Annotated in this window: 21 protein-coding genes and 2 pseudogenes; 20 read left to right on the top strand and 3 right to left on the bottom strand. The window is 66.3% G+C overall.

The genetic code is table 11. The annotated features are described in order from the left end of the window. Both ACVNHC_RS22960 and ACVNHC_RS22955 read right to left on the bottom strand, forming a co-directional pair. The coding region (locus tag ACVNHC_RS22960; protein ID WP_457169671.1) for a recombinase family protein at positions 1 to 1,314 on the bottom strand (1,314 nt) is incomplete at its 3' end. Positions 1,315 to 1,333: 19 nt separating this feature from the next. Next, entirely contained in the window at positions 1,334 to 1,525 is a 192-nt protein-coding gene (locus ACVNHC_RS22955) for a hypothetical protein (protein WP_247648033.1), read from the bottom strand. 301 nt (positions 1,526 to 1,826) lie between these two features. Between ACVNHC_RS22955 and ACVNHC_RS22950 the strand changes: the two genes are divergently transcribed. The 8 genes and pseudogenes from ACVNHC_RS22950 (at position 1,827) to ACVNHC_RS22915 (ending at position 10,835) form a co-directional block, all read left to right on the top strand. Then, positions 1,827 to 2,126, top strand: a complete 300-nt coding sequence (locus ACVNHC_RS22950) for a type II toxin-antitoxin system TacA family antitoxin (RefSeq protein WP_037094414.1) — start codon at positions 1,827 to 1,829, stop codon at positions 2,124 to 2,126. A 3-nt stretch (positions 2,127 to 2,129) separates the two neighbouring features. Beyond that, positions 2,130 to 2,633, top strand: coding sequence for a GNAT family N-acetyltransferase (locus tag ACVNHC_RS22945; RefSeq protein ID WP_037094412.1), 504 nt, complete (start codon positions 2,130 to 2,132; stop codon positions 2,631 to 2,633). Between the two features lie 199 nt (positions 2,634 to 2,832). Beyond that, positions 2,833 to 3,570, top strand: a pseudogene (locus tag ACVNHC_RS22940) (ArdC family protein); the annotation flags it as partial. A 266-nt stretch (positions 3,571 to 3,836) separates the two neighbouring features. Continuing rightward, on the top strand, positions 3,837 to 5,255 hold the full coding sequence (locus ACVNHC_RS22935; RefSeq protein WP_012112823.1) for a tyrosine-type recombinase/integrase: 1,419 nt from the start codon (positions 3,837 to 3,839) through the stop codon (positions 5,253 to 5,255). Next, positions 5,252 to 7,093, top strand: coding sequence for a hypothetical protein (locus ACVNHC_RS22930; protein ID WP_012112822.1), 1,842 nt, complete (start codon positions 5,252 to 5,254; stop codon positions 7,091 to 7,093). The genes ACVNHC_RS22935 and ACVNHC_RS22930 overlap by 4 nt, the downstream gene beginning before the upstream one ends. Continuing rightward, entirely contained in the window at positions 7,090 to 9,255 is a 2,166-nt protein-coding gene (locus ACVNHC_RS22925; RefSeq protein ID WP_012112821.1) for a hypothetical protein, read from the top strand. Before ACVNHC_RS22930 ends, ACVNHC_RS22925 begins: the two co-directional genes overlap by 4 nt. Then, entirely contained in the window at positions 9,252 to 9,692 is a 441-nt protein-coding gene (locus ACVNHC_RS22920) for a hypothetical protein (protein ID WP_012112820.1), read from the top strand. The genes ACVNHC_RS22925 and ACVNHC_RS22920 overlap by 4 nt, the downstream gene beginning before the upstream one ends. 216 nt (positions 9,693 to 9,908) lie before the next feature. Beyond that, positions 9,909 to 10,835: an ArdC family protein gene (locus ACVNHC_RS22915; RefSeq protein ID WP_012112819.1), complete on the top strand. Its 927-nt coding sequence runs from the start codon at positions 9,909 to 9,911 to the stop codon at positions 10,833 to 10,835. A 16-nt stretch (positions 10,836 to 10,851) separates the two neighbouring features. On the opposite strand, the gene ACVNHC_RS22910 is transcribed toward ACVNHC_RS22915, so the two are convergent. Continuing rightward, positions 10,852 to 11,280: a MerR family transcriptional regulator gene (locus ACVNHC_RS22910; protein WP_012112818.1), complete on the bottom strand. Its 429-nt coding sequence runs from the start codon at positions 11,278 to 11,280 to the stop codon at positions 10,852 to 10,854. A 116-nt stretch (positions 11,281 to 11,396) separates the two neighbouring features. On the opposite strand from ACVNHC_RS22910, the gene ACVNHC_RS22905 reads away from it, so the two are divergent. From ACVNHC_RS22905 to ACVNHC_RS22850, 12 genes and pseudogenes are all read left to right on the top strand, one after another. Then, entirely contained in the window at positions 11,397 to 11,792 is a 396-nt protein-coding gene (locus tag ACVNHC_RS22905) for a mercuric transporter MerT family protein (RefSeq protein WP_231771510.1), read from the top strand. 21 nt (positions 11,793 to 11,813) lie between these two features. After that, on the top strand, positions 11,814 to 12,110 hold the full coding sequence (locus ACVNHC_RS22900) for a heavy-metal-associated domain-containing protein (protein WP_012112816.1): 297 nt from the start codon (positions 11,814 to 11,816) through the stop codon (positions 12,108 to 12,110). Between the two features lies 1 nt (position 12,111). Beyond that, a complete protein-coding gene (locus ACVNHC_RS22895) occupies positions 12,112 to 12,360 on the top strand; it encodes a hypothetical protein (RefSeq protein ID WP_036742955.1) in 249 nt (82 codons plus the stop codon). Further along, positions 12,357 to 14,660, top strand: coding sequence for a bifunctional organomercurial lyase/mercury(II) reductase MerBA (gene merBA, locus ACVNHC_RS22890; protein WP_012112815.1), 2,304 nt, complete (start codon positions 12,357 to 12,359; stop codon positions 14,658 to 14,660). The genes ACVNHC_RS22895 and merBA overlap by 4 nt, the downstream gene beginning before the upstream one ends. Continuing rightward, complete coding sequence (locus ACVNHC_RS22885) at positions 14,645 to 16,054, top strand: dihydrolipoyl dehydrogenase family protein (protein WP_246670937.1); 1,410 nt, start codon at positions 14,645 to 14,647, stop codon at positions 16,052 to 16,054. Before merBA ends, ACVNHC_RS22885 begins: the two co-directional genes overlap by 16 nt. A gap of 232 nt (positions 16,055 to 16,286) precedes the next feature. Further along, positions 16,287 to 16,526: pseudogene (locus ACVNHC_RS22880) on the top strand (zincin-like metallopeptidase domain-containing protein); the annotation flags it as partial. Continuing rightward, positions 16,523 to 16,894, top strand: coding sequence for a DUF2958 domain-containing protein (locus ACVNHC_RS22875; RefSeq protein WP_122521017.1), 372 nt, complete (start codon positions 16,523 to 16,525; stop codon positions 16,892 to 16,894). The pseudogene ACVNHC_RS22880 and the gene ACVNHC_RS22875, both read left to right, overlap by 4 nt. Continuing rightward, the gene (locus ACVNHC_RS22870; RefSeq protein ID WP_122521016.1) at positions 16,894 to 17,673 is read left to right on the top strand and encodes a hypothetical protein; all 780 of its coding nucleotides are present in this window, start codon (positions 16,894 to 16,896) and stop codon (positions 17,671 to 17,673) included. The genes ACVNHC_RS22875 and ACVNHC_RS22870 overlap by 1 nt, the downstream gene beginning before the upstream one ends. Further along, complete coding sequence (locus ACVNHC_RS22865; protein WP_122521015.1) at positions 17,670 to 18,107, top strand: hypothetical protein; 438 nt, start codon at positions 17,670 to 17,672, stop codon at positions 18,105 to 18,107. Before ACVNHC_RS22870 ends, ACVNHC_RS22865 begins: the two co-directional genes overlap by 4 nt. Continuing rightward, positions 18,094 to 18,435 (top strand): hypothetical protein, encoded by a 342-nt coding sequence (locus ACVNHC_RS22860; RefSeq protein ID WP_122521014.1) that lies wholly within the window; start codon positions 18,094 to 18,096, stop codon positions 18,433 to 18,435. The genes ACVNHC_RS22865 and ACVNHC_RS22860 overlap by 14 nt, the downstream gene beginning before the upstream one ends. Before the next feature lie 106 nt (positions 18,436 to 18,541). Beyond that, positions 18,542 to 20,698, top strand: a complete 2,157-nt coding sequence (locus ACVNHC_RS22855; protein WP_122521013.1) for a chromosome partitioning protein ParB — start codon at positions 18,542 to 18,544, stop codon at positions 20,696 to 20,698. Positions 20,699 to 20,801: 103 nt separating this feature from the next. Then, positions 20,802 to 21,278 (top strand): hypothetical protein, encoded by a 477-nt coding sequence (locus ACVNHC_RS22850; RefSeq protein ID WP_122521012.1) that lies wholly within the window; start codon positions 20,802 to 20,804, stop codon positions 21,276 to 21,278. Positions 21,279 to 21,292 lie beyond the last annotated feature (14 nt).

Below are 21,292 nucleotides of genomic sequence, written 5' to 3'. Positions count from 1 at the left end.
CTCGATCTGTCCGGCGATGAGATGCACCACCTGCCCTTCCCGCTGCAAACGCCCCGTCACGCGCAAAAGCCGCGTGTCGAGTTCCCGGTCGATCCGTGCGATCTCGGCTTCGGCCGAGGCGATCCCCGCGCGCCCTTCCATGCGCAGGCGGTGCATCTCCTGCGTGAACACCGCGCAGAAACGAGCGAACAGTTCAGGATCGACAAGCCGGGTGCGAAGCGCATTCAGCACACGGGATTCCAGTTCGTCGCGGCGGATGTTGACCCGGTTGTCGCAGGTGCCCTTGTTGCGCGCCGTCGAGCAGCCAATGAGAGTTGCAGAAATCGCGGAGTAGCCACCACCGCAGCAGGCACATCTCGTCAGGCCGGAGAAGAGATACTTCGGTCGGCGCCGATTGTTCATCTTGCCTACGTCGGCTGTGCCGCTCTCGTCCCGTTCAGTCCGCATTTCGCCCTGGCGGGCTTTCACGGCGTTCCAGAGGTCGTCATCGAGGATGCGTAGCTCGGGCGCTTCCTGAATAACCCATTCCGATTCCGGGTTGGGCCGGGCTTGACGTTTGCCGGTATCGGGGTCTTTGACGAAACGCTGGCGGTTCCACACGATCTTGCCGACATACATCTCGTTGTTGAGGATGCCGTTCCCGCGCTTCGGGTTGCCGTTGATGGTGCTGAACCCCCAGTCGCCGCCTGATGGCGCGGGGATATGGTCCCTGTTCAGGGCGAAGGCGATGGTCTTGGCCGACTTGCCGGCCGCGTAGTCGCGGAAGATGCGGCGCACGACCTCGGCCTGCGCCTCGTTGATCGTGCGGTCGCCGCGGATGGGCTCACCGTTGGCATCGAATTTCTTCACCACGTCATAGCCATAGGAATTGCCGCCGCCGGACTTGCCGGCCTCGACGCGGCCGCGTTGTCCGCGCCGGGTCTTGTCGGCCAGATCCTTCAGGAACAGCGCATTCATCGTGCCCTTGAGCCCGACATGCAACTCGCTGATCTCACCCTCCGACAAGGTGAACATCCTCACGTCCGCATAGCGCATGCGCTTGTAGATGCCGGCGATGTCCTCCTGGTCACGGCTGATCCGGTCCAGTGCCTCAGCCAGGATCATGTCGAACCGGCCTCGCGCGGAATCCATGATCAACGCCTGGATGCCAGGACGCTGGATCATGCTGGAGCCGGAGATGGCGTGATCGGAATATTCCTCGACCACCGTCCAGCCTTCCTTCTCCGCCCGCAGGCGGCACATGCGGAACTGGTCGGCGATGGACGCCTCGCGCTGATTGTCCGACGAATAGCGGGCGTAGATCGCGACTTTCACTGCACATCTCCTTTCGGCATCAGGAGGTGCGCTTCCCCCGTCGACGCGTCATCTTCACTTCCTCGGCGTAGCATTCCCGCGCTGCCTGCCGCGCCAGAAACTCGACGAGACGCAGAAGGCGCGGATCGGGATTGCCGCACGGGGTGAACGTCAGTTCCGGCTCGTCGATCACCAGGGATTCGAGCAGCGCTTCGCGCTCTCGTCCTGACATCTTTGCTGTATTTCCGGGGGCTCGCAAGGTCATGCGAGACAGAATTCGTGCCTATGACAGTATAAGCAACTGAAAACGCAGTCGAATATTTGGCGGAATCCGGCGCTATGCTGCGTATTCCGGCGCGTTCCAGCGTAGTCATGCGCATCATGGCATAGCGAAATAACCTACGGGATTTCGCCCCGGCGGCGGGTATCGAGGGGCTCCTTGGCGCTATGGCGAGTTCGGTGAGCATGACTAGGATATTATCGTATTGCCTTTTGCGATACAATCCCCTATCTTGCATGAAAGGAGACGACTCATGGTCAGCACAGCGGAACGCAAGGAATATCCCATCTCAATGCGACTGCCCGAAGCGGATGTGGCGATGATTGACCGCGCGGCAAACCTGCGCGGCCGTTCCCGAACGGATTTCGTGCGGGATGCCGCCGTGCGGGCCGCCGAGGAGGTCGTCATGGAGCAGGGGCTGATCCGCATGAGCCCGGAGGGCTTCGCGGATTTCATGGAGATCCTGTCACGCCCGCCCACCATCGTCCCCGAGATGATGGAAGTGCTGAAGCGGCCCGCGCCGTGGGAACCCGGCTTTGAGCCGAAGCGGTGAGCCGTGGCTTTATCTGCGCCCGAGCCGCTGACTGCGGCCCATGACGTTTCCGCATTTTCATGCGGTAAGCCCACGCTCGATCACTGGCTGAAGACCCGCGCCCTTGCCAATCAGGAAAAGGGCTTCACGGCTGTCGTCGTCGTCCACGAGGCGGGGCGTGTCGTCGGATATTATGGGCTGGCCCCGACAGGAGCCGTCCCCTCAATCCTGCCGCGCGCAATCCGCACCGGACAGCCGCCCAACCCGGTCCCCTGCTTGCTTCTCGGGCAACTCGCCACGGACACTGATAGGGCGGGGCAGGGGATCGGCACCGGCTTGATGAAACATGCTCTTCAGCGTTGCGTTCTGGCGTCGCGCCTGATCGGCGGTCGGGCCTTGTTGGTCAATGCCGTCGATGAGGAGGCGGCGCTATTCTGGCAACGACATGGTTTTATGCCTTCCCGAGATGATCCGCTGGTTCTGCTGCGAGCGATCTCCGACATTGCCGCCATGCTGGCGCAGGCATGAGCCTCAGGATAATCCAGCCAGTCAAAAACGTTTATTTGGGGGAAAGCCTTTCCCTTGGCCGGCACCATGTTGCCGGCGCACCCCCCATCGAGCGGGGAGATTCCCGCAACGCCCCTTAGAGTGAGAGTGCGGGCCGGGTTTGCCGTGACGGGTTGAAGGCTGGAGAACAGGTCTCCGGCGCCCGTCGCGGAGAACCGCGATGTCCAGATATGACCGCACCCCACGCTCCGGCTCGGACCGGACGAACCTCTATGACGAAATCACCGGCAAGATCATCGCCGAACTTGAGGCCGGGCGCTTTCCTTGGGTCCAGCCATGGGGTAAGGCCACCGCCAAGGCCCCGCTCGGCCTGCCGCAGAACGCCAGCACTGGCCGCGCCTATAGCGGCATCAATATCCTGATCCTTTGGGGCGCCGTGGTTCAGCACGGTTTCCCCGGACAAGGTTGGCTCACCTATCGCCAGGCGGCCACCCTTGGCGGCAATGTTCGCAAGGGCGAGCGTGGCACCACCGTCGTCTATGCCGACCGCTTCACGCCCGAGGACGAGAAGCGGCGCGCGAGAGAGACCGGCGAGGAACCGGGGACGATCCCGTTCCTGAAGCGGTTCACCGTGTTCAACGCTGCCCAATGCGAGGGGTTGCCCGAGGATATCGCCGTCGCTATGCCGCCCCCACCACCCGGCCTAATCGAGCCGAGGGTCGAGGCGCTTATCAAAGCCACCGGCATCGACTTCCGCATCGGCGGGGATCGCGCCTTCTATGTCCCGGCCCTCGACCATGTGGTCGTGCCACCGCCGCAAGCTTACTTCGAGCCGATCAACTGGCATCGGACAGCCCTGCATGAGCTGGGTCATGCCACTGGCCATGCGTCCCGTCTGAACCGGGATTTCTCCGGCTCCTTCGGCACCAGGAAATACGCTTTCGAGGAACTGGTCGCCTTATCCTGACTCTGTGATCCTGTCTCAGAATCATGCATTGGAGGCGCCTCGCCACGGCTCCGGTGAAGCTCTTCAGACGTCCGGGTCAAGCGTTCCCGCAGCGTAGCGAGGACAACGCTTGACGCGGCGGCGGCACGACAAGCTGTTCATGGGGTGCAGGCTAAGTCCTGCACCCCTGCCACGCGGCGAGCGGGAGAGCGCGAGGGGAACCCCTCGCATTCTAAACAATGAAGTTGCGCCGAAGGCGCTCCGCTTGGGTATCGTGCGTGCATTTGTATTTTACCGATCTTGACACTATTTCGCGTCCGCTTTTCCTTGATGACCTTGCAGTGAGCCTCGCGCCCGGTGCGCTCGACGCGGTCGAGCGCACCGGGCTGATTCACGGCATGCCGTTCATCCTGATGGATGACGGCAGCTACGATCTCGCTCTCAACCGGTTCTTTCGTGCCTGTCCTGCTATGGGAGCGCGATCGCCGAACACGTGGCGCTCCTACGCCCGCGACATTCTCGTCTGGGCGCGCTTTCTTGTCGAACGGCGCGGCGGCAAGACGGTCTGGCAGGCCGGCCGCGACGATGTCCTGGCCTTTCACCGGGCGCGTCGGCTGTCGGCAGCTCCCTACCGCATCTCGGCTGCGAGCTGGAACCGGAGCGTTGCCGCGCTCGACAAGCTCTATCGCTGGGCTGTCGAGGAAGGAATCATTGCGATCTCGCCCTTCAGCTACGGCGCCACCCTTCGCAGGGCCGGCGGTAGCCGCGCAGTGCTCGCTGTGACGACGAACCGTGCCCGCGAGCGCGCCGCGCGGCGCCACGATACCCGTTACATCGATCTTGGCCGCTACCTGCTGTTCCGCGAGGTGGGATTGCGCGGCCGGCTTCCCGACGGCTCGGAGGACGCGACGTGGCGCGGCCGCAACGGCGAGCGCAATGCGTTGTTTGCCGAGCTTCTCGTCACGACCGGCCTGCGGCTGACAGAGGCCGGCAGTCTGCTGCTGAGTGAGCTGCCGCGCCTGACCGATCCCGAATCGCGCTCGGTGCCGTTCGATCTCCCCGGTCCGATCGCCAAGGGCGGACGACCACGGCGCATCCGCGTTCCCCGCCGGGTACTGAGATTGATCGGCGACTATGTCGATCTCGAGCGCACGGTCTCTGCCGCGCGCTCAGAGCCTTCGGTGTCCGATCCGCTCTGGCTGATGCTGGAGGACGGGAAGGCAACAGACGCGGCGGGCAAGCGTGTCCGGCTCGACCGTCTGACGCTGGGCGAACGCCGCCGCGTGCTGGTCGGCACGCCCGGCCAGGCGCAGCATGCCTTGCTCTGGCTGACTGAAGGCGGCAAGCCCGTGCCCTCGGCGACTTGGGAAGCTGCCTTTCGGCGGGCCTGCACCCGCTGCCGCCGTTTCGGCATCGAGGTCGAGGTGACGCCACACACGCTGCGGCACACCTTCGCCGTCAACATGCTCTCCATGCTGATCCGCGAGCAGATCGGATCCGTGTTCGATCCGCAGGACCAGCACGGCGCAGCCTATCGGCGGATTCTCGGCGATCCTCTGCAGAAGCTCCAGCACCTGCTGGGGCATGCGAGTATCACCAGCACCTACATCTATCTCGACAGCCTCGCCGAGGCGCAGGAGCTGGTCGAGGCCGCCGCGGATCGCTGGGCCGAAGACACGGCTGGCGGCGCGGCATGACCGCCGCGGCGGCTCCATCGGTGCGGCGGCCGGGTCGCCGCGCCCTCTTTCCCGAGGCGCTGCCCGATCCCGAGGGCGAGGCCGCCGCTGCGATCGCATCGCTGCGCTTTACCGTCACGCTGGCGGATCGCAGCAAGACGATCGACCTGACGATGCTCGCCGGCCGCAAGGCATTGGCGCGGACCTTTGCCGGCGCGCTCTGGCGCGCCTGCCAGGTCGGTGGTCCGGCCGGCTCGATCTCGACGGCCTACGCCTATGCCAATGCGCTCAAGACATTTTGGCGCTATCTCGATTCCGCCGGATCGCACGTCGCCCGTCTCTCCGACGTCAGTGCCGTCTGCATCGACGGCTTCGATTCCTGGATGGAGGGGAGCGGCCTGCATCCCAATCACCGCCTGCACCGCATGAGCAAGGTGCTCAACCTGCTGCGGCTTGCCGAGGCCGCGGAGCCCAGCCACCTGCCGCCCGATGCCTCACGCCGGCTGATGTACACGAGCGATCGGCCCGGCGTGCGCGCCAGGCCGCGCGATGCCTATGGCGATGATGTCGCCGCGGCATTGCGGAAGGCGGCGCGCACCGATCTCGCCGCCATCATCCGCCGCTTGGGCGAGGCCGATCGTATTCCGGCGGTCGAGGATTCCGATCGGAGCAAGGCGCTGGCAGCAACCCACAAACAGGTAATGGAAGTGATCGACGCGGAAGGCGTCATCGGGCACAGGCACCCTCTCTTCAAGCGACTCTACACGCTCCGCCGCGAGAGTGGCCTGCCGAACGATCGCCTGATCCACGATCTGCATGGCCGCCGGCATCTCATCGCCGCCGATCTCGTGCCGCTCATCGTGCTTATCTCGCTCGACACCGGCATGGAGATCGAAGCGATCAAGGGCTTGCGAGCGGACTGCCTGAAGAACCCGGCGGGCGGCTATGTCGAGATCGAGTATTGCAAGCGTCGGGCGCGCGGCGCCGAGTGGAAGCGGCTGCGTGTGCGCGACGGCGGTTCCTCGACGCCGGGCGGCTTGATCCGCAAGGCGCTGCAGTGGACCGGTCCGGCGAGAAGCCGGCTCGGCGCCGACACGCTCTGGGCGCACTGTGCCTGGGGCCGCCTGACCCCTCGGGTGCTCAGCATGAAGGAGCTCGCGGCTTCATGGACGCGCCGGCACGGCATCCTTGATGAGCGGGGCCAACGCCTTCGCCTCAATCTGACGCGCCTGCGCAAGACGCATAAGGCGGCATGGTACCGGCGCACGGGCGGCCAGCTCGACCGCTTCGCCGTCGGCCACACTGTCGCGGTCGCGGCCGACCACTACGCCGACATTCCCGCGCTTCGTCATCTGCACGAGGCGACAATTGCCGACGCCATGACCGATGCGCTCGACGCCGCGTTCCCCCCCTGTGTCCTGTCGTCGGAGGAGGAAGCGGCCGTCCAGACCGATCCCGACAAGGCGACCGGCCTTCCCGTTGTCGGCGCCGCCGCGGTCAAGGCGCTGTTCGGCGGCGAGCAGGACGTCTGGCTCGCCAGTTGCGGCGGCTTCTACAACAGCCCGTTCGGCTCGGAGGGAGAGGCCTGTCCGTCCCCCTTCTGGGGGTGTCTCGAATGCAGCAATGCCGTGGTCACCGCCCGCAAGGTGCCCGCGCTCCTGGCCTTCCTCAACTTCATCCGGGCGCAGCGGCAGGTGCTGAGCGAAGCCGACTGGATCGCCAAGTTCGGCCGGGTTCACGGACGCATCGCCGAACAGATTCTGCCCCGGTTCGCCGACGCCGAGATCGAGGAAGCCCGTCGGATTGGGTCATCGGACCCCGCGCTCCTCTACCTGCCGCCCGAAGCGAGAGCGCCATGATGCCGGCACCGATCAAGCTGCCGCAGCACGCGTCGCTGCCTTCGGCCATTTATGGCAACGACGAGCCCGTGCTTGCCGGCGTGGCGGTCAGGGACGATGCCGACCGCACGCGACTTCCGCGCTTCGGTGACGATCTTTGGGACCTGGGCGCCGCCATTTTCCGGGTGAACGCCCGCTACAGCAATTACCGGCTGAACCTCGCCCGCATCGCCGATCCCGTCACGCGGCGGCTGGCGAAGGAGTACGTGATCGCCCGCCTGCGCATCCATGTGCCGGGATATCGGGCGCCCTGCGGCGCGACCTCGGCGATCCGCCTGCTGCGCTACATCCAGCATTTCGCCGCGTTCCTCCGCGCAAGGACTGGCGCCGTCGATCTCAGCCGGATCGATCAGGCGCTGCTCGACGCCTATCTGGCGTATGCCCGTGACGGCGGACGGCGAACGCCTCACGAGACGGTGAAGTATGTCGAGGTGCCGATCGACCTGCATCACCTGGCGCCATGGCTAACCGGCGGCGGCATCGGTTTCCTGCCGTGGCGTGGACGTGCGGCGCACCGCGTTGCCGGCCGGCCGCCAGCGCCCGCCGAGAACGCCACGCCGCGCATTCCCGAGCCGGTCATCGGCGCCATGCTGCGCTGGGCGCTCAAGTATGTCGAGGTCTATGCGCCCGATATCCTCGCGGCGCGGGCCGAGCTTGACGCTCTCGAAGCCCGCTGCGCCCGATTGATGGCGCGGGACGCGCGGGCCGGACGGGCCGTGGCCAAGAACTATCGCGCCCGCGTGGCCAAGTGGCTCGACGTGCGCCGGGCCATGGGCCGAGGCGTGCCGATCTGGGAGCACGCGCCCAATGTGGCCCGCCGCATCGACCCGCTCACCGGCGAAGAGACCCCGCCCTACAATCTCCATCTGATGCGCCTTCACGCCGGCGCTCCGCAGAGCGGCCGCATCAGCCAGTCCGAGCCGACTGCACGACTGATCGAGAAGGCAGCCGCCGAGCTCGGAACCGAGATCGGCGGGCTCGATACGCCGATCTCGATCGATCCGGACACCGGACTGCCATGGCGCGAGCGCTTCGACGGCCTCAGCCTCGCCCGCGAAGAACGGATGTTGCAGGGCGCCTGCTATCTCGTCTGCGCCTACCTCACCGGCATGCGCGACAGCGAGGTGCAGGCGATGCAGCCGGGTTGCGTGTCGCCGGTGCGCAGCGCCGACGGCCTGGTCGAGCGGTACCGGCTGCGCAGCACGGTGTACAAGCGCCATGGCGCGCGCGGCGTCACGGCCGACTGGATCACGATCGAGCCCGTCGCTCGCGCCGTCGCGGTGATGGAGGTTCTCTCGGCACGCAATCGCCGAGAGAAGGAACTGTCATCCTTGTGGGTGGCGCTGAAGGACTGGCCCTGGAGCAACGATCATCTCGGGATGGGTGCAACGCCGACACTCAACCTTTTCCGCGAGGGCCTCGACACGCGCTCGGAGGCCGCGCCGGCGATTCCGCGCATCGGCGACGAGCCTTGGAAGTTTACGACCCGGCAGCTCCGACGCACGATCGCCTGGTACATCGCCAACCGGCCGTTCGGCACGGTCGCCGGCAAGATCCAGTACAAGCACGCCTCGGTCGCCATGTTCGAAGGCTATGCCGGATCGGCGCAGGCCGACTTCCGCTTGGCGATCGAGCGCGAACGTGCACTCGGCCAGCTCGACGACATTGTCGCCCATTACGAGGCCTATCTTCGCCGTGAAGGCCCGGCGGGACCGGGTGCTGCGCGACTGCGACGCGAGTTCGGCCGCGTGCAGGAGGAACTTGGCGATCTTCCCGGCCGGATCTTGGACCGCAAGCGGCTGCGCACCATGGTTGCCCATCTCGGGCGGACCCTGCATGTCGGTTTCCTCAACGACTGCCTGTTCGATGCAGCGACCGCGCTCTGCCTCACCGGCGCGCCAGATGCCGAGCGGACGGCGCCGGCCCTATCGCGCTGCAGCCCCGACCGGTGCCCGAACGCCTGCCTGACCGCCCGGCACCGCGAACCGTGGCAGGCCTCGATCGTCGAGGGCGAAGCGCTTCTGGCCGACCGGCGTCTATCGCCGCTGCAGCGCACGGCGATCCTGCGGGACAACGAGCGCAAGTGCCGGCTGATCGCGCCTCTCATGGACGGTGACGCATGACCGCGCTCGGGCCGAAGAGCCAAGCGGCGCTAAGGGCTGCCATGAAGCGGTTGCTCGACGGCCGCCCTGAACGCACCGACGGGGCGCTGACCGTCGCCAACCTGGCGCGCGAGGCCGGCGTCAGCCGAGCGACGGCGAACCGGGCCGGCGATCTTCTCGCCGAGCTCCGCGCGGCCGAAGCCCGCCTGCGGCGATCGTCGCCCAGGGCCCTCAAGGAACGCATCCATGCTCTGGAAGCGGAACTACGCGCCGTGCGTGGTGCCGAGATGGCGGAGCTGCGGGCGCTCACCCGGACGCTCGCGCAGCACATCCAGATGCTGACGTTGCAGCTCGCCGAGCGAGATGCCGTCATCGAAGGTCTGCGAGCGGAGCTGTCTCGATCCGTGGACGCCAGGGTCGTCCCGTTGCGGCGTCCGCCTCTGGACGGCACCGGCTGACAGCCGCGCTTCATCCTGACCGGTCCAGGCGCCGCTCGCCGGTCATGGCTGCCTCCCGTGCTCGCCCGTCGAGGCAGGGCTCGGGTTGTGGCAGACGCTGCCGGCCCATCAACCCTGTTCCGCACCAGCACCGAGAACAGGGTGTGACGGCCCGGCTTCCCGCGTCTGCCCCTGCCGCCTCGCCCTCGACGGAGAGGGCGAACACAGGAGGCAGCCATGACCACCGATCGCACACCCCAGCCCCGGAACGACATCTACGAGCGTGTCACCAGCCAGATCATCGCCGCCATCGAGGCCGGCGCCGACCAGTACCGGATGCCCTGGCACCACGACGGATCGGCCATCACTACGCCCGTCAACGTCGCCTCGCGCAAGGCCTATCGTGGCGTCAACGTCATCGCACTCTGGGCCGCCGCGCACGCCGCCGGCTTTCCCGCCGGCATCTGGGGCACCTATCGCCAGTGGCAGGCGCTCGGCGCCCAGGTCCGCAAGGGCGAGCGCGGGCACCTCGTCGTGTTCTGGAAGACCGTCGATCGCCACGGCAAGGCAGACGTACAGGACGGCGACGAGGATCGCGACGAGCCCGCCCGGCGCATGTTCGCCCGCGGCTACACGGTCTTCAACTGCGCGCAGGTCGACGGCTACACGCCGCCCGAGATACCGGTGCTACCCGAGGCCGAGCGCATCGAGCGGGCCGAACGGTTCTGCGCAGCGCTCGGCATCGACATCCGCCACGGCGGATCGCAGGCCTGTTACCGCCCATCCACCGACCACGTGCAGATGCCCGACTTCGCCTGCTTCCGCGATGCCGCAGCCTATTACGCCGTGCTGCTCCACGAATGCGGGCACGCCTCCGGCGCCAGGCATCGCCTCGACCGTGATCTCTCCGGACGGTTCGGCTCGGCCGCCTATGCTATGGAGGAATGCACGGTCGAGCTCCTGAGCGCCATGATCTGCGCCGACCTCCATCTCAGCGTCGAGCCGCGGCCCGACCACGCCAGCTATATCGCCTCCTGGCTCGAGGTGCTTCGCTCCGACAAGCGCGCGATCTTCACCGCCGCAGCCAAGGCGCAGCAGATCGCCGACTGGCTGCACGCCCAGCAGGGCAACGCTTGCCGGAACGACGTCAGGGGCGCCGCATAGGCGCTCCTCGACCCGATCAGTTGACAGTTCGCTCCCGGAACAGCGCCTCAATCAGCGGACATTCCGGCCGCGTGCCGTCGGCGCATTGCGCGACGACGTCCTTGAGCACCCGCTCCATGCGCTTCAGGTCAGCGATCTTCGCCCGCACATCGTCGAGATGCGCGGCGGCGACCGCGCTTGCCTCGGCGCAGGGCTGGTCGCGTTCGTCGACCAGGCGCAACAGCTCGCGGATTTCGTCGAGTGAGAAGCCGAGCTCGCGTGCCCGCAGCACAAAGCGAAGGCGCCGCTCGTGCGTCGTGTCGTAGCTGCGGTAGCCGGCCGCCGTGCGCGGTGGCTCGGGCAGGAGCCCGACCTTCTCGTAGTAGCGCACAGTCTCCAGATTGCTGCCCGTCCGCCGGGCGAGCTCAGCCCGCTGCAGGCCCTTCACGCCAGCGTGATCGCGCATCGCAAAAATCCCTCTTGACCCTGTAGTTGCTACAGACCGCATGGTACTGCGCAATGAGGATTTCGGCAAGGAAAGCGAGATCGGACATGGATATATCGCGACCCAGCACGGCGGGCATGACGTCCGCCACGACCGACGTGCTCGCGTCGGACCGAGCCGAAGTCGGACGGCAGCGCCTGGTCGCCGTCGGCGGCATTCTCGGCGCGCTTGCCGCCTCCTCGTGCTGCATCGTCCCGCTCATCCTGTTTAGCCTAGGCATTGGTGGCGCCTGGATCGGCAATCTGACGGCGCTCGCGCCCTACAAGCCGCTCTTCGTCGCCGGGACGACGGGCGTTCTCGGCTACGGCTTCTATCTCGTCTACTGGAAGCCGAGGCGGGCCTGCGCCGAGGATGCTGCCTGCGCGCGCCCGATCCCCAGCCGCATTGTCCAGATCGCGCTCTGGTTTGCGACGGTGCTCGTCGCGGCCGCCTTCGCATTCGACTACGTCGCCCCGCTGCTGCTTTCCGCCTGACACCAAGAGGAGACCCGTCCCATGAAGAAGAGTTTGAGTGCTCTTGCTTTGATCATGTCGGTGATGACCGCGCCTGCCGTGTTCGCTACCGAACGCACAGTCACCTTCGCCATCGACAACATGACCTGCGCCTCCTGCCCCTACATCGTGAAGACCTCGATGGCGGCGGTCCCCGGGGTCTCGACGGTGGCCGTCTCGTTCGAAGCCAAGACCGCGACCGTGACCTTCGACGACGCGCAGACGACCCCGGATGCCATCGCGGCCGCCAGCATGAATGCCGGCTATCCGGCCCGCCCGACGCAGGAGCAAGGCAGTTGACATGCATGACCGCGCCCTGATCCGCACCGGCGCCGCAGGCGCCATTGTCGTTGCGATCTGCTGCGCGGCGCCACTCCTTGCCGTGCCCCCGCCGCTGGCCGGCCTCGGCGCGTGGTTGACGGGTTCGGGTCTGGTCGTGCTTTCCCTGATCGCCGCGGGCCTCGGGCTTGTCGCCTGCGGCATCCATCATCGCCGTGCAAAGGTCGTCTGTTCCAACACGAAGATTCTGAATGAAGGCCTGAAGCCATGAACGATTGCTGCACATCCTCTGCGTCCCGCGACAAGGCGACGGTTTCTACATCCGCAACGGTGCCGAGCTTGGCCGTGCGGCCGGGTGTGACGTTTCCGGACTGGTCGGTGGTTTCGTCACCCGTGGTGAAGGAGGCCCTGCTGGCCATGGTCGGCTCCGACCATGTGCTCAACCGCTGGAGCGGCTACGAGGCGGCCACGGATCGCGTGCGCGTTGCGTTGCTACAGCTCTACGCCGAACACGGGCGAGCCCCGACCCCAAGCGCGCTTGCCAAGCGTGCGGGGCTGAGCGAGGAAGCCGTCCGTGCGCTGCTCGAAGAGCTCCGCCGTCGCGACCTCGTCGTACTCGATGGCGACATGATTGTCGGCGCGTATCCCTTCACCGACCGCGACACCGGCCACCGGGTCACACTGGACGGACGCACTCTTACTGCGATGTGCGCGGTCGACGCGCTCGGCATCGGCGCTATGACCGACCAAGACATCTCGATCGTCTCGCGCTGCCGCCACTGCGGCGCGCCGGTCCGGATCACCACGCAGGAACGGGGCCGGGCTCTGGCCGACGTTGAGCCGACGACGGCCGTCGTATGGCTCAGCGTCCATTACGAAGGCGGATGCGCTGCGAACTCGCTGTGCACTGCAACATCCTTCTTCTGTTCCGACGATCACCTCGCCGCGTGGCGCCGGCAGCGTCCTGCAGACGAGCCGGGATTCCGGCTGTCGATCGAGGAAGCTCTCGAAGCAGGTCGGGCGATCTTCGGGCCCAGCCTTGCCGGAATCGGCACAATCGCCGGCCACGGCAACAACGCGGCCGAGACACAAGGTGAGCCTCAATCGTCGGGCGATACGGCATCGCCGGACAGGCCCGTGACGCATCGGCGCCTTGGCACGAATGGCCGCAACAATGGTTCCTACGACCTTGCCATCATCGGCGCCGGCTCGGCCGGCTTCTCGGCCGCGATCACGGCAGCCGATCAGGGCGCCCAGGTGGCCCTCATCGGCAGCGGCACCATCGGCGGCACCTGCGTCAATATCGGTTGCGTGCCGTCGAAGACGCTGATCCGCGCCGCCGAGACGCTCCACAATGCCCGAGCCGCGGCACGTTTCGCCGGCATCACGGCCGAGGCCGAACTGACCGACTGGGGCGGAACCGTCCGTCAGAAGGACGCGCTGGTTTCGGAGCTACGTCAGGCCAAGTACGCCGACCTGCTCCCGGCTTACAACGGCATCGCCTATCGCGAAGGGCCGGCGCGCATCGTGGACGGCGGCGTCCAGGTGGACGGCACGTTTGTCTCAGCCGGCAAGATCATCATCGCGACCGGCGCGCGACCGGCCGTCCCTGTCATCCCCGGCATCGAGACCGTGCCATACCTGACGAGCACGACGGCGCTTGATCTCGAGGCGCTGCCCCGATCTCTGCTCGTGATCGGCGGCGGCTATATCGGGGCCGAACTCGCCCAGATGTTCGCCCGCGCCGGCGTCGAGGTGACGCTGGTGTGCCGCTCGCGTCTCCTTCCGGAGGCCGAACCCGAGATCGGCACGGCGCTGACGGGGTATTTCATGGACGAGAGCATCGCGGTGATTTCCGGCATCACGTACCGGACGATCCGCAAGACCGCGGACGGTGTTGCACTCACTGTCCATCGCGACGGCAAGGACGTCACGATCGACGCCGATCAGGTGCTCGTGGCGACGGGCCGCGCGCCCAATATCGAAGGTCTCGGGCTCGCCGAGCATGGGATCGCTCTCTCGCCGAAGGGCGGCATCTTCGTCGATGACCGCATGCGCACGACAAGATCGGGCGTGTACGCTGCCGGCGACGTCACCGGTCACGATCAGTTCGTCTACATGGCCGCCTACGGTGCCAAGCTCGCGGCGAAGAACGCCCTCAACGGCGACAGCCTGCGCTACGACAACAGTGCCATGCCGGCCATCGTCTTCACCGATCCGCAGGTGGCGAGCGTCGGGCTGACAGAGGCGGCTGCGCGGACCGCCGGCCACGCCGTCCGTGTCTCCACGATCGGTCTCGACCAGGTGCCGCGCGCGATTGCCGCCCGAGACACACGCGGGCTCATCAAGCTCGTCGCCGACGCTGGCAGCGGCCGGCTGCTCGGGGCGCATATCCTCGCACCGGAGGGAGCCGACAGCATCCAGACGGCGGCCCTGGCAATCCGGCACGGCCTCACCGTCGACGACCTCGCGGATACGCTCTTTCCGTATCTCACCACCGTTGAGGGCCTGAAGCTCGCGGCTCTTGCCTTCGACAAGGACGTGGCGAAGCTCTCATGCTGCGCCGGCTGAGCCGTGAAGGCTCGGATGTCGAACGTGACAATGTTGGAGGAGATCTAGTGGCGAAGAGATATGACCTTGCGATCATCGGCACGGGAACGGCTGCGATCGTAACAGCACACAGGGTTCGTGCGGCTGGCTGGAGCGTCGCCGTCGCGGACTTCCGGCCCTTCGGGGGCACCTGCGCCTTGCGCGGTTGCGATCCGAAGAAGATGATGGTCGGCGGCGCCGAGGCGGCTGATCACGCCTGGCGCATGAGCGGACGTGGAATCGAAGGGGACGCGACGCTCGATTGGACGGGACTGATGGCCTTCAAGCGCAGCTTCACCGATCCGGTACCGCAGAAGCGTGAGAAAGCCTTTGCCGACAAAGGGATTCACGCCTTCCACGGTCACGTTCGCTTTATCGGCCCGAATGCGCTCGAGTTCGGAGGAGAGAGGATCGAGGCGGACCGTATCGTGATCGCCGCCGGCGCCGAGGCCGTGCCGCTCGGCATTCCGGGCGAGCAGCACCTGATCACCAATGAAGGCTTCCTGGAACTGGAGAGCCTGCCTGAACGCATCGTCCTTGTCGGCGGCGGTTATATCGCGGCCGAGTTTTCGCACATCGCGGCGCGCGCCGGAGCACAGGTCACAATTCTTCAGCACGGGAAGCGAATGCTCAAGCAATTCGACCCCGATCTCGTCGGCTGGCTGATGGACAAGTTCAGCGAGCGCGGCATCAATGTCCGCACACAGGCAGGGGTGACCGCCATTGAGAAGGTATCAGACGGCTATCGCGTCCGGGCGGACTGTCCTGACGGCGAACTCGATATGGACGCAGATCTGGTCGTCCATGCCGCGGGTCGGGCGCCGGCGCTCGCGACGCTCGATCTCGATGCCGGGAGCGTAAAGCACCATAACGGGCGGCTGGCGTTGAACGGATTTTTGCAAAGCGTCTCCAACCCCGCGGTCTACGCAGCAGGTGATGCCGCCGGCCTAGGACCGCCGCTCACTCCGGTATCAAGCCATGACGCGAAGGTAGTCTCGGCGAACCTGCTCAACGGCAACACGGTCAGGCCTGAATACACAGGCGTTCCGAGTGTCGCCTTCACCATCCCGCCGATCGCAGCCGTCGGCATGAGCGAAGCCAAGGCGCGTGAGAAAGGCCTGAACGTTCGCGTAAAGACCGAGCGCGTGGACGGCTGGTTCACCGCACGCCAGCAGGCCGAGACGGTGTATGGCTTCAAAACGTTGGTCGACGCGGACACTGACCGCATCCTCGGCGCCCATCTTGTCGGTCCGCACGCTGACGAAGTGATCAACATCTTTGCACTGGCGATCAGGCAAGGGCTGACGGCAGAGCAGTTGAAGACCACCATGTTCGCATATCCCAGCGGCGCGTCAGATATCGGCGAGATGCTTTGAGCGTAAGTGAGGTGGTCGACCGGTACGGCCGCGGAGCAGTCTGCACGAAAGAAATCCCTTCACCAGTCGCATTCGGTTCGCTGAGCAGTCGTAAAAACCACGAACCGCAATGCGAAGAGCAGCCCTCCAGATACTCCCGAGTGTCTCACCCGTTCTAAAACCGCGCAACGCCGCCAGATCGGCTGGTTTCGGCTGATGAAAGTCCGCTGAGACAGCTTGACTGTTCAGATAAATCGCGGAGATCACGGCCGCCTTCTGCTGCGCATCGCTCGGCATCGTGCCGACAGTGCGTCATGGGGATTACATTGGTTCCTGGCTGGAGGTGCTGCGTGAGGACAACCGCGCCATCGTCCGCGCTGCCTCGCAGGCCAGCAAGGCCGCCGATTGGCTGCTCGGCTTCCTGCCGGACGCCGGCGAGGATGCCGAAGCCAGCGAGCCCGGCGCGGCCGAGATCGACAGGAGGGCGGCATGATCCTCCTGACACCCGAGCTGCGTGAACAGCTCCTCGGCAACGGACGGCAATGCGATGTCGATCATGTGCCGGTCGTGAAGTTCTTCAATCCCTTCGGCGCAGGCGTCTGGCTTGCGACCGAGTTGGCCGCCGACGGCGACACGCTGTTCGGTTTGGCCGATCTCGGCGAGCCGGAGCTGGGCTATTTCTCGCTGGAGGAAATGACCTCGGTGCGCCTGCCCTTCGGGCTCGGCATCGAACGCGACATCCTCTTTACCGGCGAATTCCCTATCTCGGTCTGGGCCGAAGCCGCGCGAGAGGCCGGCAGCATCCGCCAGGCCGAACGGATCATCCGCACGGCCCGGCAGTCCCGGTGGGAGGGCGTGTGATGCGCTTCCGTCGCTGGCACAGATTTGAACCCTATGGAGATACGTCGCGCAAACGCGCGGCATTTCTCCGCAAGCAACGCCTCGAACGGGAAGCGTTGCCGCTCTTTGCCGATCAGATCGCCGCCACACAACATGGTGTCGATGAGGAAATGGCCCGCCGCGCCGTCTGGTGGGGCGAGGCCGAACACAAACGCCGCAGCCAGCGAGCTGCCTGGTGGCGGAAGGCCCGCGCCCGGCTTTTCGCGCTACCCGACACGTTGCGCGCGCGTGTTCGCGAGATTTGGCGGACGTGCCCATATCCGGCCGATCCGGCGAGCTTCGCCGATTTCCTCTACCAGATCGCCGTCGGCAAGCTCGATCCCTGGCGGCCGCCGTGGGTCTTCCAGCAAGCCCGGTCGGCACGCATGACCCACGATCCGGCCACGTTCGATGAAGCATTTCGTCAGATCGGCCGCAAACAGGTCGGCGGCGGCCCGAAAACCACGCCGGCGGATGAGCTGCTGTTCTGCGGCAATCTCGGCTCCGGCATCATCTTCCTCACCACCCGCGTCCGGCTGATCGACCCGAACGAGAGCTTCTACACCTCGTCCAGCCATCGCCTGCGCGATTCCCATGTCGGACGCTCCGGTCATTGGGTGGAAATCGAGGTGCGCGGCGACTGTTCCAGGGCGGAGCTTGCGCTGATCGAACGGCTCGCTCAGGCCGCCGATACGCGGCCGGTCGTTGTCCAGCACATCGTCTCCGCCCGGTCCAAGGCACGAGCTGGAGGTTTGTCATGACCGGCCGTCCCCTCCGTCCCGGCCACAATGGCGGGCCTCCGCTCGACCCGTCCGTTCCGCATGAACGCGGCCGGTGCAAGAACCGCATCCCTTCGCTTGCGCGACCCAAGAATGAGCAGCGCGCCTATGAAATGTTCCGGGTCGGCCTGTCGTGCAAGCGCGTGAAACGGCCGACCGGCACCTGCGACCAGGTGCTCTTCGCTGGCCCGTCCTCCACCGTCTTCTCGGCGACGACCGCCGAGTTCGGTTGCCGGAACTTCGAGGCGAAGCCCCGCGCGGATCGTCCGGTCGGCGGCGGCTTCGTCACGATCTGGAGCAACGGGCGCGTCGTCTGGCAGGGGCCGGAGGAAAAAATCCCGGCGCGCTTCCAGCAAGAGGATCTCGACCTGGGTGATCGAGACGCCAGAAGGGAGCCCCGCCATGATGAGCCGTGACGAGTTGCGCGCGGTGCTGGCGCGGATGGAAGCGAGCCTTGCCGATACCCGTCGCAACCTGGCGCTCGCGGAACGCGCGGTTCGCGACCGGGCCGAGGCCATGACCGTTCGGCAGCGACCGAAGGCGCGCCACTATCATCGTCGGATGAGCCGGTGGACGGGCGCGGACGAGGCCGAATATCGGCGCGTCCTCGACGATCTGCTCCTCGCGGTCGGGCCAGACCTTGAACGGCTCCGGCGAAAGATCGACCGGCAGGAGGCGGCCATCCTGTCGCTGCGCCGCAAACATGGCGTCAACGAGGAGCGGCCGCGGCGCCTCGACTGGTGACGCGGTGCCTGCCGCTGGCGGTTTAGAGGAAGAGAGGGGGGTGGGGTTTCGTGACGGATTTAGGGTCGAGAGAGAGGCTTTCGGCGTCCGTCGCGGAGAAACCACGATGGCAAGAGCTGCCAAGAAAAAGAAGCCCGCCCTCCCGATGATCGAGTTCTCGCGGGCGCGGGACATTCCGTTCAACCGGATCAGCCTGTCGGACAGCAATGTCCGCGAGATCGACGTTGAGGCCGGCCTGGACGAACTCACCCATGACATCGACCGTCGCGAGGATCTCGTTCAGGGCCTCAATGTCCGCGCGATCCTCGATGAGGGCGGCAACGAGACCGGCGATTTCGAGACGCCCGCCGGCGGCCGGCGCTACAGGTCCATTGCGCGCCTCGTCGAGGCTGGACGCTTCCCGGCCGATGGCCTTGTCCCCTGCATCGTCAAGAAGGCCGATGCCAAGACCTCGGCAGTCGACGACTCGCTGGCCGAAAACCTGCTACGCCTCGCCCTGCATCCGCTCGACCAGTTCAAGGCGTTCAAGCGGATGTTCGACATGGGCATGTCGAAGGAGGAGATCGCCGACGCCTGGCGGACCACGCCGCGCTACATCATGCAGCGTCTTCGCCTCGCGACCGTCGCGCCATCCCTGCTCGACGCCTATGCGCGGAACGAGATGACGCTGGCGATGCTGGAAGCCTTCACCGTCAACCCCGATCACGAGCGTCAGCAGCAGGTTTGGGAGCGCGTCAGCAATTCCTGGCAGAAGGAACCCTGGCAGATCCGCAGCATGCTGACCGAGACCACGGTGCCGGCAGCCGACAAGCGCGCCCGCTTCGTCGGCATCGAAGCCTATGAGGCGGCGGGCGGCCCGGTGCTGCGCGATCTCTTCTCCGAGGAGAACGGCGGTTGGTTGCAGGACGTCACGCTTCTCGACCGGCTGGTCGACGAGAAGCTGCGCACCGTCGCCGACGAAATCGCGGGTCAGGGCTGGAAGTGGATCGACGCGGCGGTCGAGCTTCCCTACGGCTACGCCAACGGCCTGCGCAGGCTGGTCGGCGTGACCCAGGAGCTGACCGATGAGGAACGCACCAGCCGCGAAGCGCTGCGCGACGAGTATGACGAACTCGAATCGCAATACGCCGAGGCCGATGAACTGCCCGATGAGGTCGACCAGCGGCTCGGCGAAATCGAGGCCGAACTCGAAGCGTTCGAGAACCGGCCCGTCACCTTCGCGCCGGAAGACATCGCCCGTGCCGGTGTGTTCGTCAGCATCGGTCGCGAGGGCGAGTTGATCGTCAGCGGCGGCTACGTCCGCCCCGAGGACGAGCAACCCGAGACCGTCGATGGCGAGGATGCCGGAGACGATGCGGACCCGTCCGATCCCGATGCCGTGCAGCGCGCCGTCATCACCGTCGGCGGCGAGCCGGTCCCGGAGGGCGACGACGAGGAGGAGGACGATGCCGTCAAGCCGCTGCCCGAGCGGCTGGTGATCGACCTGACCGCCTGGCGGACGCTGGCGCTGCGCAATGCGCTCGCCGAGAATCCGCACGTCGCCATGACGGCCCTGCTACACAAGCTCGTCCTCGACACCTTCGAGCGGACCTCCACCGCGGGAACGAGCCTCTATGCCGCCGTGCGTCACATCTACCTCCCGGCCGATGCGACCGGGCTCGCGGACAGTGCCGCCGCGAAGATGATCGACGAGCGCGGGGAAGCCTGGCGGGGCGACATTCCCTCCGGCGATGACGACCGGCTCTGGGGGTGGATCGACGGCCTCGACGAGGCCAGCCGCCTGGCGCTGCTCGCCCATTGCGTCAGCTTCGGCGTCAACGCGCTCTACGAGCGGCCCAACCCCTATTCGGGAAACGGCATCTCGCAGCACGGTCTCGATCGTCGCATGGCCGAGGCCGAACGGCTGGCCCAGGCAACCGGCCTCGATCTCGTCGAAGCGGGCTGGAGGCCCACGGTCGAGAACTACCTGGGCCGCGTGACCAAGGCCCGCATCCTCGAAGCGGTGCGCGAGGGCGCCGGCGATCGCGCCGCCGATCTCATCGCCCACCTGAAGAAAGGTGACATGGCGAAGGAGGCCGAACGCCTACTGGCCGACACAGGCTGGCTGCCCGAACCGCTGCGCCCCGCCATGGACGCGCAGGCTGTCGATGGCGCGGTTGATCAGGATGAGGACACCGTGGCGCTGCCCGACTTCCTCGCCGGTGACGACTTGGACGCGGCCGAGGCCGCGGACGATCCGGCGGCCCTCGTCGCCGCCGAGTGATGCGCGCACCAGCGGGGCGGCCTCCGTCGCCCCGCTTTCCATCCCTGTCCATTCCAAGGCCCGGCAGCTCGCCGGGCCGTTTTCGTTTCAGGAGACCAGATTCATGTCCGCTTCCCTCATCTTCGACATCGTGCCGCTTGGCTCGCTCGTGGCCTATAGCGACGGTCAGCCGAAGCCGCCTGCGCGCTTCACGAAGAGGCTCGCCACGTGGAAATCCCGCAACGGGGTCGGCCGCCTTGTACGCAAGGAGCCCGGCCGCGAGCGTCCGACCTACACCAGCCCGCCTTCCTTCACCCTGCATGAGGGTGATTTCGGCAAAGGCGGTATCATCCTCATCACTGTCATGCGCACTTACGGCATCGACAGCGATCTGAGGTTTCGGGTGATCGAGCGCCCGAAGATCGGTCAGGTCCGCGTCGTTCAGGATGTCGGAGAGAACGTCGAACTGCTGCACCTCGCGGAGAGCTGCGAGGCGGCCGAACTTTGGCTCGCGCAGAAAGGATACAGCCGCGCCCGTCTGGAGGAGATCACCGCCGACGAGGCTGGCGCCGATGTCGTCGAAGGTCGTGCCGCCGCGTGATCCACATAACCCCA

The sequence above is a fragment of the Pannonibacter sp. Q-1 genome, assembly GCF_054073275.1.
This window is presented reverse-complemented; position numbering and strand designations above follow the sequence as displayed.